General features: G+C 61.5%; 15 protein-coding genes. 6 read left to right on the forward strand and 9 right to left on the reverse strand.

Features of this window, described 5'->3' with window-relative positions:
* Positions 1–336: 336 nt before the first annotated feature.
* Both A7K61_RS25940 and pap read right to left on the reverse strand, forming a co-directional pair.
* Positions 337–1,521: a thiolase family protein gene (locus A7K61_RS25940; RefSeq protein WP_069558647.1), complete on the reverse strand. Its 1,185-nt coding sequence runs from the start codon at positions 1,519–1,521 to the stop codon at positions 337–339.
* 199 nt (positions 1,522–1,720) lie between these two features.
* Positions 1,721–3,235 (reverse strand): polyphosphate:AMP phosphotransferase, encoded by a 1,515-nt coding sequence (pap, locus tag A7K61_RS25945; protein WP_032896033.1) that lies wholly within the window; start codon positions 3,233–3,235, stop codon positions 1,721–1,723.
* A 154-nt stretch (positions 3,236–3,389) separates the two neighbouring features.
* On the opposite strand from pap, the gene mnmC reads away from it, so the two are divergent.
* The 5 genes from mnmC (at position 3,390) to A7K61_RS25970 (ending at position 10,697) form a co-directional block, all read left to right on the forward strand.
* Positions 3,390–5,390 carry a bifunctional tRNA (5-methylaminomethyl-2-thiouridine)(34)-methyltransferase MnmD/FAD-dependent 5-carboxymethylaminomethyl-2-thiouridine(34) oxidoreductase MnmC gene (mnmC, locus tag A7K61_RS25950; RefSeq protein WP_069558648.1) on the forward strand — a complete coding sequence of 667 codons (2,001 nt, stop codon included), beginning with the start codon at positions 3,390–3,392 and terminating at the stop codon, positions 5,388–5,390.
* 136 nt (positions 5,391–5,526) lie between these two features.
* A complete protein-coding gene (locus A7K61_RS25955; protein ID WP_069558649.1) occupies positions 5,527–7,299 on the forward strand; it encodes an N-acetylglutaminylglutamine amidotransferase in 1,773 nt (590 codons plus the stop codon).
* Between the two features lie 3 nt (positions 7,300–7,302).
* Positions 7,303–9,048 (forward strand): N-acetylglutaminylglutamine synthetase, encoded by a 1,746-nt coding sequence (gene ngg, locus A7K61_RS25960; protein WP_044274890.1) that lies wholly within the window; start codon positions 7,303–7,305, stop codon positions 9,046–9,048.
* A 162-nt stretch (positions 9,049–9,210) separates the two neighbouring features.
* Positions 9,211–10,395, forward strand: a complete 1,185-nt coding sequence (locus tag A7K61_RS25965) for an osmoprotectant NAGGN system M42 family peptidase (RefSeq protein WP_032896028.1) — start codon at positions 9,211–9,213, stop codon at positions 10,393–10,395.
* 74 nt (positions 10,396–10,469) lie between these two features.
* Positions 10,470–10,697, forward strand: a complete 228-nt coding sequence (locus tag A7K61_RS25970; RefSeq protein ID WP_003192759.1) for a YheU family protein — start codon at positions 10,470–10,472, stop codon at positions 10,695–10,697.
* Positions 10,698–10,707: 10 nt separating this feature from the next.
* Here the strand turns inward: A7K61_RS25970 and csrA are convergent, their stop codons facing one another.
* Together csrA and A7K61_RS25980 are read right to left on the reverse strand one after the other, a co-directional pair.
* Positions 10,708–10,911: a carbon storage regulator CsrA gene (gene csrA, locus A7K61_RS25975; protein ID WP_003192762.1), complete on the reverse strand. Its 204-nt coding sequence runs from the start codon at positions 10,909–10,911 to the stop codon at positions 10,708–10,710.
* 127 nt (positions 10,912–11,038) lie between these two features.
* Positions 11,039–11,854 (reverse strand): SDR family oxidoreductase, encoded by an 816-nt coding sequence (locus tag A7K61_RS25980; protein WP_047711466.1) that lies wholly within the window; start codon positions 11,852–11,854, stop codon positions 11,039–11,041.
* A gap of 328 nt (positions 11,855–12,182) precedes the next feature.
* Between A7K61_RS25980 and A7K61_RS25985 the strand changes: the two genes are divergently transcribed.
* Positions 12,183–12,335 (forward strand): DUF3309 family protein, encoded by a 153-nt coding sequence (locus A7K61_RS25985; RefSeq protein ID WP_003192767.1) that lies wholly within the window; start codon positions 12,183–12,185, stop codon positions 12,333–12,335.
* A gap of 167 nt (positions 12,336–12,502) precedes the next feature.
* Here A7K61_RS25985 and A7K61_RS25990 read toward each other — a convergent pair whose 3' ends face one another.
* From A7K61_RS25990 to A7K61_RS26010, 5 genes are all read right to left on the reverse strand, one after another.
* Complete coding sequence (locus tag A7K61_RS25990; RefSeq protein ID WP_069558650.1) at positions 12,503–14,590, reverse strand: LTA synthase family protein; 2,088 nt, start codon at positions 14,588–14,590, stop codon at positions 12,503–12,505.
* A 410-nt stretch (positions 14,591–15,000) separates the two neighbouring features.
* Complete coding sequence (locus A7K61_RS25995) at positions 15,001–15,192, reverse strand: PLDc N-terminal domain-containing protein (protein ID WP_003192770.1); 192 nt, start codon at positions 15,190–15,192, stop codon at positions 15,001–15,003.
* A 68-nt stretch (positions 15,193–15,260) separates the two neighbouring features.
* Entirely contained in the window at positions 15,261–15,791 is a 531-nt protein-coding gene (locus A7K61_RS26000; RefSeq protein WP_044274897.1) for a hypothetical protein, read from the reverse strand.
* 41 nt (positions 15,792–15,832) lie between these two features.
* Positions 15,833–16,348 (reverse strand): ankyrin repeat domain-containing protein, encoded by a 516-nt coding sequence (locus tag A7K61_RS26005; RefSeq protein ID WP_044274899.1) that lies wholly within the window; start codon positions 16,346–16,348, stop codon positions 15,833–15,835.
* A 106-nt stretch (positions 16,349–16,454) separates the two neighbouring features.
* Positions 16,455–18,281: a long-chain-acyl-CoA synthetase gene (locus A7K61_RS26010; RefSeq protein ID WP_069558651.1), complete on the reverse strand. Its 1,827-nt coding sequence runs from the start codon at positions 18,279–18,281 to the stop codon at positions 16,455–16,457.
* Between the last annotated feature and the right edge of the window lie 340 nt (positions 18,282–18,621).

The raw sequence follows: 18,621 nt of genomic DNA on the forward strand, positions 1-18,621 counted from the left end.
TGCCGAGTGGTGGGGCAAGAGCGTTTTGCTTACTTTTGCGCTTTTCAAAAGTGAGCCGCCGTCAGGGCGGAACCCTAAGTGGCCGTTACCGCAGCAATGGATATGTACACAATCCAACTGTGTTGACTGCCAGGCCGCCTTCGCGAGCAAGCCCACAGTTGGATCGGGGGGTGTCAGGGAGAGAAGTGTCGGCTGGCAGGCCGTTATCGCAGGCAAGCCAGCTCCCACAATTGGATCGGGGGGTGTCAGGGAGAGAAGTGTCGGCTGGCAGGCCGTCATCGCAGGCAAGCCAGCTCCCACATTAGCCCTCCCACACTGGCGCTGTTCCAACCGGGGTCAGCGCACGGCTTCGAAGAGCCCGGTAGCACCCATCCCGCCCCCCACGCACATGGTGACGATCCCATAACGCAGGTTGCGCCGCTGCAACTCCCGCACCAGATGCCCCACCTGCCGCGAACCGGTCATGCCAAACGGGTGCCCGATGGAAATCGAACCACCGTTGACGTTGTACTTGGCGTTATCAATCTCCAGGCGGTTACGCGCGTAGAGGCACTGAGAAGCAAAAGCCTCATTGAGTTCCCAAAGGTCGATGTCCGCCACCTGCAAGCCCTTGGCCTTGAGCAACTTGGGCACCGAGAACACCGGGCCAATGCCCATTTCATCCGGCTCGCAACCAGCCACGGTAAAACCACGGAAGAACGCCTTGGGCTTGAGCCCCAGTTCCAAAGCTTTTTCCAGGCTCATCACCAGGGTCATCGACGCACCGTCGGAAAGTTGCGAGGAGTTACCTGCCGTCACCGAGCCATCCTCGGCAAATACCGGCTTCAAGCCGCTGAGGCTGGCCAGGGTGGTGTCCGGGCGGTTGCAGTCATCCCGGTCGACCACGCCATCCAGGATCTGCACCGCGCCAGTGTTCTTATCCTCGACCTTGTACTTGACCGCCATCGGCACGATTTCATCGTTGAACAAGCCATCAGCCTGGGCCTTTGCGGTGCGCTGCTGGCTTTGCAGCGCGTAAAGGTCCTGGTCTTCGCGGCTGACGTGATAGCGCCGCGCAACGATTTCGGCGGTCTGGCCCATGGGGAAGTAAATGCCCGGCACCTGTTCTTTAAGCAGCGGGTTGATCAGGTTATCGGTGTTGACGCTCTTCATGGTCAGGCTGATGGACTCCACGCCACCGGCAACAATGATGTCGCTGCAGCCCGAAGCGATCTGGTTGGCGGCAATGGCAATCGCCTGCAAGCCCGAGGAACAGAAACGATTGAGGGTCATGCCCGCCGTACCGGTGCCCAGTTGCGAGAGTACCGCCACGTTACGCCCGATGTTATAGCCCTGGGCGCCTTCGTTGGAGCCGGCGCCGACAATGCAATCTTCCACCGTAGCCGGGTCGATGCCGTTGCGGGCCAGCAGCGCATTGACACAATGGGCCGCCATGTCATCGGGACGGGTCTGGTTGAACTTGCCGCGAAAGGATTTGGCCAGGCCGGTTCGCACGCTGTCGACGATCACTACTTCACGCATGGGCTACCTCGATCTTGTGGTTGTGGATCGAGGATAGAGCCATGCCTGGCCGACAGCGATGATCATTCACTGCGTGGATGCAAAAGCATGGAGCCTCTGTAGGAGCGAGCTTGCTCGCGAAAAACTAATAGGCGCCGCGTTCACTCAGGAAGCACGCGTTATCGTTGACGTTTTTCGCGAGCAAGCTCGCTCCTACAGGCTATTTCTTTTTCTTTTTGTCGTGCTTGTCGCTTTTATCAAACGCTTCTTCCAGCGCACGGTTGATGGTGCGCAGCACCTTGACCCGCGCCCAGCGCTTGTCGTTGGCTTCTACCAGGGTCCAGGGCGCCACCTCGGTGCTGGTGCGGTCAACCATGTCGCCCACCGCCGCACGGTAGTCGTCCCACTTGTCGCGGTTGCGCCAGTCGTCTTCGGTGATCTTGAAGCGTTTGAAGGGAATTTCTTCACGGGCCTGGAAGCGCTCCAACTGCGTCTCCTTGTCGATGGCCAGCCAGAACTTGACCACGATCACGCCCGCATCGCGCAGTTGCTCTTCAAAGTCATTGATCTCGCCATAGGCACGCATCCAGTCCGCCGGGGTGCAGAAACCTTCGATACGCTCCACCAGCACGCGGCCGTACCAGGAGCGGTCAAACACGGTGAACATGCCGCGCGCCGGGATCTTCTGCCAGAACCGCCATAGATACGGCTGGGCCCGTTCGTCTTCGCTGGGCGCGGCAATCGGCACGATGTGGTACTGACGCGGGTCCAGTGCCGCCGCCACCCGACGGATCGCCCCGCCCTTGCCCGCCGCGTCGTTGCCCTCGAACACACTCACCAGGGCGTGCTTGCGCATGCGTTTGTCGCGCATCAGGCCAGAGAAGCGTGCCTGTTCGGTAATCAGTTGTTCTTCGTAATCGTCCTTGTCCAGGCGCAGGGTCATGTCGAGGCTGTCGAGCAGGCTCTTGCGGTCCACCGAGGCCAGCAACGGCGCCGGGTTCATGCCGCTGGCCTTGACCTTGGCCTGCTTCAGCGCACTTTGCAGCCCATCGAGCAGGATCTTGCCCACGGTCAGCCCACGGTAATGGGGGTCGACGCCTTCGATCACATGCCACGGCGCGTAATCGCGGCTGGTGCGGCGCAGCACGCGCTCACCGAAATGCACGAACTTGTCGTAGGTCTTGGACTGCTGCCAGTCCAATGGGCTGATACGCCAGCTGTGCAGCGGGTCGTCGGCCAGGGCCTTGAGGCGCGCCTTCATCTGTTTTTTGGACAGGTGGAACCAGAACTTGAAGATCAGCGCACCTTCATCGCAGAGCATCTTTTCCAGGCGCTCGGCGCCGGCGATGGCCTGGTCCAGGCGCGCATCCTTGATCTGCCCATGCACGCGGCCTTGCAGCATCTGGCTGTACCAGTTGCCGAAGAAAATGCCCATGCGGCCCTTGGCCGGCAGTTGCCGCCAGTAGCGCCACGCCGGCGGACGCGCCAGTTCTTCGTCGGTCTGCTGGTCGAAGGTGCGCACTTCGATAAGGCGCGGGTCCATCCATTCATTGAGCAGCTTGACGGTTTCACCCTTGCCCGCGCCCTCGATGCCGTTGATCAGGATGATCACCGGGAAGCGCTTCTGCTGTTGCAGCTCGTATTGAACCTCCAGCAAGGCTTCGCGCAGGGCCGGCACTTCGGCGTCGTAGGTGTCTTTGTCGATGGCGTGACCGATTTCGGCGGATTCGAACATGGGCAGCTCCGTTTCAAGATGGCTCAAGACTAGCGGATTGGGCCCCGACACGCGCAAGGAAATACAACCCAGCCTTGCCATGGATCAATTCAATGCCTGTTGATCGGCTAGAATGGCCGCCTTGTCTTTGCCCGCTTTCATTTTATGAGTCGCCATGAACCCCATCACCCACGCCCAGCTCGACTGGGATGATCAAGGCCGCCCGCATTCGCGGGTGTTCGACGATGTGTATTTCTCCGACCAGTCGGGCCTGGAAGAAACCCGCTACGTGTTCCTGGAGCAGAACCGCTTGCAGGAACGCTTCGCCGCCTTGCCGGCAGGTGGGCGCCTGGTGATTGGTGAGACTGGCTTCGGCACCGGTTTGAATTTCCTCTGCGCCTGGCAGTTGTTCGAGCAGCACGCGGTGGCCGATGCGCGGCTGCACTTTGTCAGCGTGGAAAAATACCCCCTCAGCCATGCCGACCTGCAACGCGCCCTCGCCCTCTGGCCCGAACTGCAACCGTTGGCCGAGCAACTGCTGGCGCACTACATTGCCATCCACCAGGGCTTCCAGCGCCTGGTACTGGACAACGGCCGCGTGACCCTGACCCTGCTGATCGGCGATGCGCTGGAACAATTGCCGCAACTGGACGCCCAAATCGATGCGTGGTTTCTCGACGGGTTCGCCCCGGCGAAAAACCCCGACATGTGGACCGCCGAGCTGTTCGCCCAACTGGCACGCCTGGCGGCTCCAGGTTCGACCATCAGCACCTTCACCAGCACCGGCTGGGTAAGGCGGTTGATCAATGCCGCCGGGTTCAAGATGAAACGCACGCCGGGCATCGGGCATAAATGGGAGATCCTGCGTGGGGAGTTTCTCGGCTGGCCCGAGGACGCTCCCGCGCCAGCCCCACGTAAACCCTGGTTCGCCCGGCCTCCCGCCATCGAGGGTGAACGTCACGCCCTGGTCATCGGCGGCGGCTTGGCCGGCTGTGCGACCGCCGCCAGCCTCGCCGCCCGTGGCTGGCGTGTCAGCCTGCTGGAGCGCCACGCCGGCCTGGCACAGGAAGCTTCGGGCAACCCACAGGGTGTGTTGTACCTCAAGCTTTCGGCCCATGGCACGGCCTTGTCCCAACTGATACTCAGCGGTTTTGGCCACACCCGGCGTCTGCTGGAACACTTGCACCGAGGCGTCGATTGGGACGGCTGTGGCGTGTTGCAACTGGCGTTTGATGCCAAGGAGAGCCAGCGTCAGGCTCAATTGGCACACGCCTTCGCTCCAGACCTGCTGCACCTGCTGGACCGCGAGCAGGCGCAGCAAAAGGCGGGAATCGAACTGGCCCACGGCGGGTTGTTTTTTCCACAGGGCGGTTGGGTGCATCCACCCGCGCTGTGCCAGTGGCAGGCGAAACATCCCCTGATTGAAGTGCTCACCCACCACGAGGCACTGGAACTGCACCGGCTCGACGACCAGTGGCAAGCCCGCGCCGGTGACCGCGTGCTGGCCAGCGCCAGTGTCGTGGTGCTCGCCGGGGCTGCGGAGATCAAGCGTTTCCCCTTCAGTGCTAACGTGCCGCTCAAGCGCATCCGTGGGCAGATCACGCGGCTGGCGCAAACCCCGGCAAGTAAGGCCCTGGCCACTGTCGTCTGTGCCGAGGGCTACGTCGCACCGGCTCGGCTTGGCGAACACACCCTGGGCGCCAGTTTTGACTTCACCAATCAGGACCTCACGCCCACGCCCGCCGAACACCACGGCAACCTGCAGATGCTGGGTGAGATTTCTACCGACCTGCTGCAGCGCCTGGGTGCTGATCGCTTGGCGCCCGAACAGCTGGAGGGGCGTGCTGCGTTTCGTTGTACCAGCCCTGACTACCTGCCCATCGTTGGGCCACTGGCTGACCATGCGGCGTTTGAGCAGGCTTATGCGGTACTGGGCAAAGACGCCCGGCAAGTGCCGCAAACGCCATGCCCGTGGTTGCCGGGGCTCTATCTGAACAGCGGCCATGGCTCGCGCGGCCTGATCACTGCGCCGTTGTGCGGCGAACTGCTGGCTGCTTGGCTGAGTGATGAGCCCCTGCCAGTGCCAACCAGCGTAGCCGAGGCTTGCCATCCCAACCGCTTTGCCCTGCGGGCTCTGGTTCGAGGCCAAGCCGCGCCGCGCAAAGAGACCGATTGATGGCAAAGTGATTAGCGGCCTTATAACTTATCGGTCTAAAACTCCACGCATAGCACTGGGTCAGTTTCTGGGTACGCGCCCTTTTGGGCGTATTGAGTGTTGACCCCTCCCCAACGGAAAAACCGGTAAGGAACTTATGTGTGGATTAGCTGGCGAGTTACGCTTTGATCATCAACCTGCCGACCTGGCAGCCGTAGAACGCATCACCCATCACCTCGCCCCCCGAGGCCCCGACGCCTGGGGTTTTCATGCCCAAGGGCCGATTGCCCTGGGCCACCGCCGCCTGAAAATCATGGACCTGTCGGACGGCTCCGCCCAGCCGATGGTCGACGCCCACCTGGGGCTGTCCCTGGCCTTCAATGGCGCTATCTATAATTTCCCGGAGCTGCGCCAAGAGCTGGAAGCCTTGGGTTATGCGTTCTATTCCGGTGGCGACACCGAAGTGTTGCTCAAGGGTTATCACGCCTGGGGCGAAGCGTTGCTGCCCAAGCTCAACGGCATGTTCGCCTTTGCCATTTGGGAGCGTGATGCCCAGCGCCTGTTCATCGCCCGCGACCGTCTGGGGGTCAAACCTCTGTACCTGTCGCGCACCGGCCAACGCCTGCGCTTTGCCTCGGCGTTGCCCGCGTTGCTCAAGGGCGGTGACATCAACCCGATCCTCGATCCGGTCGCCCTCAACCACTATCTGAATTTCCACGCCGTGGTGCCCGCACCGCGCACGCTGTTGGCCGGCATCGAAAAACTGCCGCCTGCCAGTTGGATGCGCATCGACGCCAGCGGCAAGGCTGAACAGAAAACCTGGTGGACCCTGCCCTACGGCCCCCATGCGGACGAAAAACACCTGACCCTGGAAGACTGGACCGACCGCGTGCTCGACAGCACCCGCGAAGCCGTGGCCATTCGCCAACGTGCGGCGGTGGATGTGGGTGTGTTGCTGTCAGGCGGCGTCGACTCGAGCATGCTCGTCGGCCTGCTGCGCGAAGTGGGCGTGGAGGATTTGTCGACCTTCTCCATCGGCTTTGAAGACGCCGGCGGCGAACGTGGCGATGAGTTCCAGTACTCAGACCTGATCGCCAAACACTACGGCACCCATCACCACCAACTGCGCATTGCCGAAAGCGAGATCATCGAGCAACTGCCGGCAGCCTTCCGCGCCATGAGCGAGCCGATGGTCAGCCATGACTGCATCGCCTTCTACCTGCTGTCGCGGGAAGTAGCCAAGCATTGCAAAGTGGTGCAAAGCGGCCAGGGCGCCGATGAGCTGTTCGCCGGTTACCACTGGTACCCACAAGTGGACGGCGCCAGCGACCCGTATGCGGCCTATCGCGAGGCGTTTTTCGACCGCAGCTACGACGACTACGCGGCCACAGTCGCGCCCAAATGGCTGACCGCCAACGACGCTGCCGGCGACTTCGTGCGCGAGCATTTCGCGATGCCGGGCGCCGACGCGGCCGTGGACAAGGCCCTGCGCCTGGACAGCACGGTGATGCTGGTAGATGACCCGGTCAAACGCGTGGACAACATGACCATGGCCTGGGGCCTGGAGGCGCGCACACCGTTCCTCGACTACCGCCTGGTAGAACTCTCGGCCCGGGTACCGGCCAAATTCAAGCTGCCCGACGGTGGTAAACAGGTGCTCAAGGAAGCGGCGCGACGGGTGATCCCCAGCGAAGTCATCGACCGCAAGAAAGGCTACTTCCCCGTGCCCGGCCTCAAGCACCTGCAGGGCGATACCTTGAACTGGGTGCGCGAGCTGCTGCTGGACCCAAGCCAGGACCGCGGGTTGTTCAACCCGGCCATGCTCGACCGCTTGCTCACCGACCCGCAAGGCCAACTGACCCCGCTGCGCGGCTCCAAGCTGTGGCAGCTGGCGGCGCTGAACCTGTGGCTGAGCGAACAAGGAATCTGATCCATGAAACCGAATGCCGCGGCTTACAGCCAACGCTTACTCAAGGGTCAGGCGCCGACCTACGAGCGCCTGCAAGCGCGCCTGGCCGAAGATGGCAGCGCACTGGCCGCCGACCCGATTGCCGTGCATTGCGGCTGGGGCCGGTTGTTGATCGGCCACACCTTTCCTGACCCGGCGAGCCTTGCCCAGGAACTGCTGAACGAGCAGCCCGGCGAGCGCGATATCGCGCTGTACGTGGCCGCGCCCCAGCAAATCCTGGGCATTGACCCGCAGCAACTGTTCCTCGACCCGTCCGACACCCTGCGCCTGTGGTTCACCGACTACCGTCCGGCCACCCGTGTGTTTCGCGGTTTTCGCATTCGCCGGGTGCAGAGCGAGGCCGACTGGCAAGCGGTCAACCACCTGTATCAGGGGCGCGGAATGCTGCCCGTCGACTCGGAGCGCCTTACCCCACGTCATCAAGGCGGCCCGGTGTATTGGCTGGCCGAAGATGAAGACAGCGGCGCAGTGATTGGCAGCGTGATGGGCCTCAACCATCACAAAGCCTTCCACGACCCGGAGAACGGTTGCAGCCTCTGGTGCCTGGCCGTCGACCCGCAATGCACGCGCCCTGGCGTCGGTGAAGTGTTGGTGCGCCACTTGGTGGAGCACTTCATGAGCCGAGGCTTGAGCTACCTGGACTTGTCGGTGCTGCACGACAACCGCCAGGCCAAGAGCCTTTACGCCAAGCTCGGCTTTCGGGCGTTGACCACCTTCGCGATCAAGCGCAAGAACGGTATCAATCAACCGCTGTTTCTGGGCCCGGGGCCGCAGGCGGAGTTCAACCCTTACGCACGCATCATTGTCGAAGAAGCCCACCGGCGCGGCATTGATGTGCAGGTGGACGATGCCGATGCAGGCCTGTTCACCCTCAGCCACGGCGGGCGTCGCGTGCGTTGCCGTGAGTCCCTGAGCGACCTGACCAGCGCCATCAGCATGACCCTGTGCCAGGACAAGAGCCTGACCCACAAGGTGCTCAAGGCGGCAGGCCTGCATGTGCCGGTGCAACAGTTGGCCGGCAGTGCCGACGACAACCTGGAGTTTCTCGACGAACACCAGCGCATCGTGGTCAAGCCGCTGGACGGCGAGCAAGGCCATGGCGTCGCCGTGGATTTGCAGAGCATCGAGGAGGTGCAGCAGGCGATCGAAGCGGCGCGCCAGTTCGATAGCCGCGTGTTGCTGGAAAGCTTCCACGAAGGCTTGGACCTGCGCATCCTGGTGATCGGCTTTGAAGTGGTCGCGGCTGCGATTCGTCGCCCTGCCGAAGTGATCGGCGACGGTCAACATTCGATTCGCGCGTTGATCCAGGCGCAGAGCCGTCGCCGCCAGGCGGCCACCGATGGCGAGAGCAAAATCCCGCTGGATGCAGAAACCGAGCGCACCCTCAAAGCCGCAGGTTACGACTACAACAGCATCCTGCCCCGTGGCGTGCAACTGGCCGTGCGACGCACCGCCAACCTGCACACCGGGGGTTGCCTGGAAGATGTCACGGCGATCCTGCACCCCACGCTGGTGGACGCCGCCGTGCGTGCGGCCCGTGCCCTGGATATCCCTATGGTCGGCCTGGACCTGATGGTGCCTGCGGCCGACCAGCCGGAGTATGTGTTTATCGAAGCCAACGAACGGGCCGGCCTGGCCAACCATGAACCGCAACCCACGGCTGAGAAGTTTGTGGATTTGTTGTTTCCACACAGTCAGCCGGCTACTTGAGTGATGTGTCGCCTGTACCGGCGCTATCGCGGGCAAGCCCGCTCCCACAGTTGACCGCATTCCCATGTGGGAGCGGGCTTGCCCGCGATGAGGCCGGGCCAGGCGAAGACGCTTGAACCCCTCATCGAAACCATCGATGCCCTCAACTCATCAGGAGTTTCCATGACCCGAACCATTCCCGAACCCGATCTGGCGTACCTGCAAAAAGTGCTGCTGGAAATGCTCGCCATTCCCAGCCCCACCGGCTTTACCGACACCATCGTGCGTTACGTCGCCGAACGCCTGGAAGAACTCGGCATCCCGTTTGAGATGACCCGGCGCGGCACCATTCGCGCCACCCTCAAGGGCCAGAAAAACAGCCCTGACCGTGCTGTCTCCGCGCACCTGGACACCATCGGCGCCGCCGTGCGTGCGATCAAGGACAACGGGCGTCTGACCCTGGCGCCGGTGGGCTGCTGGTCGAGCCGCTTTGCCGAAGGCAGCCGTGTCAGCCTGTTCACCGATAACGGCGTGATTCGCGGCAGCGTGTTGCCGCTGATGGCTTCCGGGCACGCGTTCAACACCGCCGTGGATGAAATGCCGGTGAGCTGGGACCATGTGGAGCTGCGCCTGGACGCCTACTGCGCCACGCGCGCCGACTGCGATTCCCTGGGAATCAGCGTCGGTGACTACGTGGCGTTCGACCCGCTGCCCGAGTTCACCGAAAGCGGGCATATCAGCGCCCGCCACTTGGACGACAAGGCCGGCGTCGCCGCCCTGCTCGCTGCGCTCAAGGCCATCGTCGACAGTGGCCAGCCCCTGCTGATCGACTGCCACCCGCTGTTCACCATCACCGAAGAAACCGGCAGCGGTGCAGCGGCCGCCCTGCCCTGGGATGTGAGTGAGTTTGTCGGCATCGATATCGCCCCGGTCGCCCCCGGCCAGCAGTCCAGCGAACATGCGGTAAGCGTGGCCATGCAGGATTCCGGCGGTCCTTATGACTATCACCTGTCCCGCCACTTGCTGCGCCTGGCCTCGGACAACGACCTGCCGGTGCGCCGCGATCTGTTCCGCTATTACTTCAGCGATGCCCACTCGGCGGTCACCGCCGGCCATGATATTCGCACCGCGTTGCTGGCCTTCGGTTGTGACGCCACCCATGGCTACGAACGTACCCATATCGACAGCCTGGCCGCCCTTAGCCGCTTGTTGGGCGCTTACATCCTCAGCCCGCCGGTGTTTGCCAGCGATGCGCAACCGGCCCAGGGTTCACTGGATCGGTTCAGCCATCAGATCGAGCATGAAACGCAAATGGAGAGCGACACCCGCGTGCCGTCGGTGGACAGCCTGGTCGGCCAGAAGTCCTGACGCGGAGTGAGTGGATACTGGCAACAAAGGTCCCGGCGCAGTAGCATCGCCGGGACCTGACACCTGAGGCTTGTATGCTGATTCCCTACGATGCACTTGAAGTCGACACCCTGACCCGCCTCATCGAAGACTTCGTCACCCGCGACGGCACCGACAATGGCGACGACACGCCCCTGGAAACCCGCGTGCTGCGCGTGCGCCAGGCGCTGACCAAAGGCCAGGCGCTGATCGTCTTCGACCCCGAGAGCGAGCAATGCCAGTTGATGCTCAAGCACGATGTGCCCAAGCACCTGTTCGACTGAACAGCGGCGCCTAAGGGTTGGGCGCCGGCACGGGATGGGTAGCTTGGCCCTCGCCTTTGAGTATCTTGCGGTACACCTCGGCGCGGTACACGTTGACGCCCACCGGCGCCTCGATGCCGAATTTCACATGAGTACCGTTCACTTCCAGGATATGCACGGTGATGTCATCGCCAATGGCGATGGCTTCGCCTGTGGCACGGCTTAAGACCAGCATGGCGGTTGTCCTTTTCCAGTAGCAGGACCCCGACCATGCCCCCTTGGCGCTGGGCCGGCAATGGCTTGCGGGAAAATCAGGCACTGCCTACGCAGGTAGGTAATTTGTCTGACAGACCGCAGCCGAATCAGCCCTTCACGGCCTGCGCCTTGGCGCGCATCTTGTCGGCCATCAGTGTCATTTCGTCATACAGCAGTTGCGGATTTTTCTGTTTCAACGCCCAAGCCATGCGGCCTTGCTCGTGGGGCAGGATCATGAACTCGCCTGCGGCCACGCGCTGGTAAATGTAGTCGGCGATATCCGCCGCCGAGATGGGCGAACTCTCAAGCAGTTTGCCCACCTGGGCCTTCATGGCTGGGGTTGGCCCACGGAAGGAGTCGAGCAGGTTGGTCTGGAAAAACGATGGGCACACCACATGAACGCCCACTTCCTGTTGCTTGAGCTCCACCAGCAGGCTCTCGGACAACGCCACCACGCCCGCCTTGGCCACGTTGTAGTTGCTCATGGCCGGGCCTTGCATCAGCGCGGCCATTGAGGCGATGTTGATGATGCGCCCCTTGCTCTTCTCAAGCAGCGGCAGGAACGCCTTGCAGCCTTTGACCACGCCCATCAGGTTGATTGCGATCTGCCAGTCCCAATCCTCCAGGGACAATTCAGCGAAGAACCCACCCGAGGCCACGCCGGCGTTGTTGACGATCACATCGATGCCGCCGAGTTTTACTTCACAGGCCTGGGCAAAGGCCGTGAGTTGGCTGTAGTCACGCACGTCACAACGCTGGGTAAAACCATCGCCGCCCGCCTCGCGAACCTGCTTGAGGGTTTCCTGCAAACCAGGCTCGCTCACATCGGACAACGCCAACTGCCAGCCTTCACGGGCCCAGCGCAGAGCGATTTCGCGACCCAGGCCAGACCCGGCGCCAGTGATCATCATGCGGTTTTGCATAGGAGATAGCCTTGTGGTTCACGAAGAAGTGACCGGCAGTGTAGCGAAGGTTTTTGCTCCACCCACGCACCATCAGGGTGATGAATGCCCCAGGCAAACCGCGGGCTCGGTCACAGCTGCGCGCATAGACTAAGTTCAATTTTTTTCAACTAATTAGTTCACGTTGCGTACGCGTTAAAAGAAATAAGCGACGCATCAAAATGTTTTATAAAAACAATGAATTTTCTACGAAGCGGCAGAGTCGGAATGGGTAAGGCGTCCCACTGTACATGGACGAACCAACGGTTAAACAGCCGGTTTTTGCAAAGAACCTATAAGGAATAAAACCATGAGCCTCATTCTGATTATTATCCTGATCCTCCTGCTGGTCGGTGGCCTGCCGGTGTTCCCGCACTCGCGTAACTGGGGTTATGGACCGTCGGGTATCCTGGGTGTGGTACTGGTTGTTCTGCTGGTGTTGTTGTTGCTCGGCAAGATATAACGCCGCGGTTTTGTAGGAGCGAGCTTGCTCGCGAAACACTTGCAGGCGTCGCGTTTATTCAAGACGCGCGCGTTAGCGTTGAGGTTCTTCGCGAGCACGCTCGCTCCTACAATTGAGAAGCAAAAAAAAGAGGCCTTCTAGAAGGCCTCTTTTTTATTGCCGGTCAGTTAGTCCGGCTTACCGTCCACCACACCTGCGGTGTTATCCAGCAGGCTCTTGGTCGCGGTTTGCAGGAACGACTCGAGTTTCTGCTTGAGTGCAGCTTCATCCGGCGACTCTGAAATCACCTTGCCAGTCGGCTCAGCACCCAGTGTGTACTCCCACAACTTGGGTGGCATTTCCTTGGGCAATACCAGTACGCGGTCGCCGGTGAGCAAGGCCACGGTCTGGTCGCTGCCCGAAGGCTTGATCACGCCGAAACCTTTATCACCTTCCGGCAGGTTCAGCAGGTCACGGCCCCAGCACTGGTGCAAGGTGTCGCCGCCCAGGCGGCCCATGATGGTGGGCACGATGTCGATCTGGGTGCCCACGGTGTGGTCACGCTCACCGAACTTCTCGCGCATGCCCGGTGCGATCATCAGCATCGGCACGTTGAAGCGGCCCAGGTCCATCTCGGTGATCTGCTGCTCGTTGCCGAAACCGTGGTCACCGACGATCACGAACAGGGTTTCCTTGAAGTACGGCTCCTTGCGGGCCTTTTCAAAGAACTGGCCCAGGGCCCAGTCGGAGTAGCGCATGGCCGTCAAATGCTCGTTGAGGCTGCCACGGTCGGTGACTTTCTCGACCGGCAATGGGGTCGGCAACGCGTACGGCGTGTGGTTGGACAGGGTTTGCAGCAGTGCGTAGAACGGCTTGCCGCCTTCGCGTGCCTTCAGTTCTTCCAGGCCACGGTTGAACATGTCCTGGTCGGACACGCCCCACGTCGGGTCGGAGAACACCGGGTTGACGAAGTCATTGCGACCGATGAAGTTGGTCATGCCCTGGTTGCTGAAGAAGCCCGACTGGTTGTCCCAGGCGAAATCGCCGTTGTAGACATACACATCGTCGAAATCACGCGCACTGAGCAACTGCGGCAGGCCCGACAGCTTATGGCTGCCTTCCGGGGTCTGCATCAGGTATTCGAAACCCGGCAGGTTCGGGAAGCAGGCCATGGTGGCGAACATACCCTGGTGGGTGTGGGTGCCGTTGGAGAAGAAGCGGTCGAACAGCAGACCCTCTTGGGTCAGCTTGTCGAAGTACGGGGTGATATTGCCCGGACGGCCCAATGCGCCCACCGAGTGACCGGCGAAGCTTTCCATCAGGATGACCACGACGTTCTTGATCGGCAGGGTTTTCTCGGCCGGAGGCGTGAAGTCACGGCGCACGGCAGCGGTGTCGGTGTCTACCAGCTTCTCTTGCGGCAGCACCAGCATGTCGCGCACGGTCTGGGTGGCCAGCGGTTGTTCCAGGGTGGCCTTCCAGATGTTGGCGCGGTCTTCACCAAAGCGCGCCTTGGCCGCCGCGATCAGCGACAAGGTGCCATTGAGGCCCAACTGGTTGGCGAAGTTCGAATCGGTGGTGTAGACGTCACCCCAACGCAGCGGTGGCCCCTGGCGCAGGGTGCCACGGATGGCGACCACGGCAACCAGCACGCAGACCATGAACACTGCGATGCGGCTGTACCACGGCGCCACCTGGCGCGTGCTGATCGTGCCGCCGCTGAACGGGCCCCGTGGGCGCGTTGCGCGGTCAGCGCCCTTGAAGGCCATGCTCAGGATCAGCGTGCCCACGGCCCAGGCCAGCAGGTAGCGCACCACCGGGAAACCGTACCAGAGCATGCTCATCACGGTTTTGGGGTCTTCCTTCACATACTGGAAGACCAGGCCGTTGAGGCGCTGGTGGAACTCGCGATAGAAGTCCATCTCCATCAGGCCCAGGAACAAGGCGATGCTGGACGCGACGGTCAGCCACAAACGGAAGAACCCGCGCGCCGCCATGGCCCGCACGCTGAACAGCGCCAGCAACAGCGGAATCAGCAGGTACATTACCAGGCGAATGTCCAGGCGCAGGCCGTTGGCGAACGCTTCAAGGAACGTCGAGGCCGGCGTGTCCAGGATCATCTCGCGGTTGTAGACCAGCAACGCCAGGCGCAGCAGGGAAAACATCACCATCATGACCAGTGCGCATAGCAGCGTGTACGCCAGATGGGATTTGACGGTCGGTTGCAGCAGGCGATTTGAAGCTCGCTGCTGATTCAGGGCGTCCGGGTTTGCCATGTCGTTTTAGGACCCATTGGAAGTTTAAGTTGCGAAATAATGCAGTGGCGTCCGTCCCTCGCCCAGGCTGGCTGGGGTAGGCGGTTAACGCGGTGGCACAAATGGTGCCCGATCAAGGCCGGCAAGGCTATTAATTACTGAACGTAGGGCACGGCCCTGCCTTTAAGGGCACTGGAGATAGAGCCCTGGCAGCCGGTTAAAGCCGGCGAATTGTCTTGGATGGGATGTGAAAATTTCGTGCGGCGAATAGTTTCGACACACAAATCTAATGAATGCCATACAAACCAATGTGGGAGCGGGCTTGCTCGCGAATGTGGGGTGTCAGCCAACAGATTCATTGACTGATCCTCCGCATTCGCGAGCAAGCCAGCTCCCACATTGACTGTGCCCACCGCAAATCGAGCAGGTCGTCAGATCCGCACGTTACCGCGCGGCCCGGCGATAGCCCAGATGATCAGGCCCAGCACTGGCAACAGCAGGATCAACAGAATCCACAGCACTTTGGCACCGGTGCTGGCGCCGCTTTTGAACACGTTGATGATCGCCCAGATGTCCAGCGCGAGGATGATCAGGCCAATCAGGCTATTAAACGTGGAACCCATGGTGTCGCTCCTAAAGTGAGGGCATGCCCTTGTAGGATAGTCAGCCTTGGCGCGGGTTCCGTTTTATTTCAGACGTGTACGGCAATCTTCAAGGCTTCAAGCGAGGGCTCGGCCTTGATGCCGACTTCGGCACACAGTTCCAGCACTCGCGCCAGGTCGTTGCCGAACACCAGCACCGCCTGGATCTCGTCGTCCAGCAACTGGCTGAAGTTCACCAGCACATAACCGCCGTCTTCCGGGCTCAGGGCGCTCATCTGGATCTGGATGCGGTTGAGCGCGGTCAGGTCTTCGGTCTTGGCCAGTTGCTTGGGCTTGAGGTTGAACGCCACACCCGGACCGAACGACGCGACGATCTGGGCAAACAGGTCGCCATAGGTATCAGCCTGGAACAACACCGTGTCCGGCAAGCTACCGACCACCACCCACTCCCCTAGCGGAATCGGGAAACTGTCGTCGTAGTTGATATCCGGGTTGGCCGCCAGGAACGCCGCCGGGTCCGCATAGGCCTGGGCCGCTTCGTCGGCGATACGCGCTACTTCGTCCTCACCCATGACGCCGGCGCTGATTTTGCTGATGAGTTCGACGAGGGCGGTTTTCATGGGGCGATCCTGTAACGGGCAAGTTTTGAAGGGCGCGTAGCCTACACCAGTTTCTGCAACTTCGCCGCCGTATCCACCGCACCCATGGTCTGCGCCGCAGCCAGCGCCGTCGCGCCCTGTGCATCAGTGGCCTTGGGGTTTGCGCCTTTACCGAGCAGGTAATCAACCATCTCAACGCGGTTGAACATCGCCGCCATCATCAACGCCGTACGCCCATCCGAGGAGGCCGCCTCAACCGGCGTGCCGCCTTCGATCAACGCCTGGACCACCGGCAGGTTGCCTTTGAACGCCGCACCGGCAATCGGCAACTGGTTCTTGTCGTTGGCGATCAGGGGGTCGGCCTTGAACTCCAGCAGCACTTTGACCGCCTCGGCATGGCCGTGGTAAGCCGCGAGCATCAACAAGGTGTCACCATTGTGATTACGAAAGTTGGCCGGCAGGCCTTTGGCCAACAGTGCGGCAAGCATGGCGGCGTCGCCGCGACGGGCCACGTCGAAGACTTGCTCGGCAAATTCGGCGGCTTCGTCTTCGGTCATTTGTTTAGGCTGTTCTGACATGGGGGCTCCTTGCTGAGGCGACTGATATAACTGTTTAAGGCGCCCAGTGTCGCGAGGGAGTTCCCCGGTGTCATGGCTTTTTTGTCAAAAGCCACCATAGCCAGAATCAATAACGGAAGTGGCCGCCCTGAATCTGCGCCAGCAATTGCCCGGTCACCGGCACATAGCTGTCCGAACCCGGCAACCAGGCGTAGACCGGGTCATTGTCAGCCTTGTCCGGGTCGAATCCTTGCTCCTTGAGCTTCACTTTCTGGTACTTGAACGTGCCGGTGGTTTCCATCTTCACCTTGATTCGCAAAAACAGCGGCACCGCATAAGGGGGCAACTGGCCGTGGGCGAATTGCAGCAGTTCGCGCATGTCCAGGCTGGCCAGGGATTCGCTGGGGGTGATGGCGACCATGCCGGCGCGGCCATTGGTGTTGTCGATCTCGACGCCATAGGCCACCACTTCAGCGATCTGCGGGTGTTGCAGCAGGACATTTTCCACTTCGGTGGTCGAGACGTTTTCGCCCTTCCAGCGATAGGTATCCCCCAGGCGATCGACAAATTGCGCATGGCCGAAACCGATACTGCGCACCAGGTCGCCGGTGTTGAAATAGCGGTCGCCTTTTTCGAACACGTCCGTTAGTACCACCTTGCGGTTCTTTTCCGGGTCGGTGTAACCGTCGAAGGGCGACTTTTCATCAATGCGCGCCAGTAACAAGCCCTGCCCGCCGGTGGGCACCTTGACCATCAACCCATTGCTGCCGCGCAGGGGTTCGCCAGTGTCATGGGCGTACTCCACCAGCGCCCAATGCTGCAGGCAAAAGCCGATGGTATTGTCAAAGTTCAGCACGTTGGTAAAACCGATATTGCCGTCGCTGGCGGCATACAGCTCGCAGATATGCGCCACACCATAGCGCTGCTTGAACTGCGCCCACACACCGGGGCGCAAGCCGTTGCCGACCATCTTGGTCACGTGGTTATCGCGATCCTGCGCACTGAAAGGCTGGTCGAGCAGATAGCGGCACAGCTCACCGACATAACCCAGGGTGGTCGCCTTGAACTTGCGCGCGTCATCCCAGAACTGGCTGGCGCTGAACTTGCGCCGGATGGCAAAGCCGGAGGCGCCGATAATCGCCGCCCCCCAGCACACGCACAAGCCAGTGGCGTGGTACAGCGGCAAGGTGCAATAGAGGACGTCCTGCGGGCCCATGTCCAGGGCGATACTGCCGAAGCTCACGGCGGTTTTGGTCCAGCGCCCGTGCTTCATGATGCCGGCCTTGGGCAAGCCGGTGGTGCCGGAGGTGTAGATATAGAAGCAGGGGTCATTGAAGAACACCTGCGCGGAACTCGCCGGGTTGTCCACCGGGCTTTCGGCGCTGGCGGCCATCAGGTCGATATAGCCATCGGGCACTGCACTGCCGGGTTGATCGGCCACGAACCAGGTGCGCTCGGCCGGGATCTGCACTTGTTCGCGCACTGCTGCGTAAGGGCTCAGCAATTCGGCACCGACCACGATGGCAACCGGGTTGACCAGGGTCAGGCTGTGCACCAGCGCCCCTTGAGTTTGCGCCGTGTTGAGCATGGCGCAGATGCCGCCCAGCTTGGCCACGGCCAGTACGCTGAGCAGCAACTCGGGACGATTCTCGATAAACAGCGCCACCACGTCACCCTTGCCGATGCCCTGGGCTTGCAGGTGGTGGGCAAGACGGTTGGCGCGCCGATTGGCGTCGCGGTAGCTGATCACGCTGTCCCCATACAGCAGCGCAGCACCGTCAGGGTTGCGCAAGGTGGCTTGTTCGAAATGCCAGCCCAGGCCGCAGGGTTGGCTGGGGTCGGTGACGTTGGCCGCGCGCATGCCGCGCACCACGCGTGGGAGGGCTCGAACGATGGCAGGCACCTTACGCAGCATCATGCTCCAGGTGATCATGTCGTTTTGCTGGTGAGTCATGGCGGGACGTCCCTTTTCTTATTCTTGGTCGGGTCCAAGTACATCGACTGGTGTAGCGGAAAGTACGTCAGCGGTTCTTTGGCTGTACATGCGGGATTTGAAAAGTTTTGTATCCCGTGGCGGCTGGCCGATGCTTATCTCCCTGCTGCCCCACGCTCCAACTGTGGGAGCTGGCTTGCCTGCGATGACGGCCCGCCAGCCGCTCCATATCTACCTGACACCCCAAAATCCAACTGTGGGAGCTGGCTTGCCTGCGATGACGACCTACCAGCCGACACTTCTCTACCTGACATCCCACGATTCAATTGTGGGAGCGGGCTTGCTCGCGAAGGCGGCCTAA

It is taken from the genome of Pseudomonas sp. AP42, assembly GCF_001728935.1.
Classification (GTDB): Bacteria; Pseudomonadota; Gammaproteobacteria; order Pseudomonadales; family Pseudomonadaceae; genus Aquipseudomonas; species Aquipseudomonas lactis.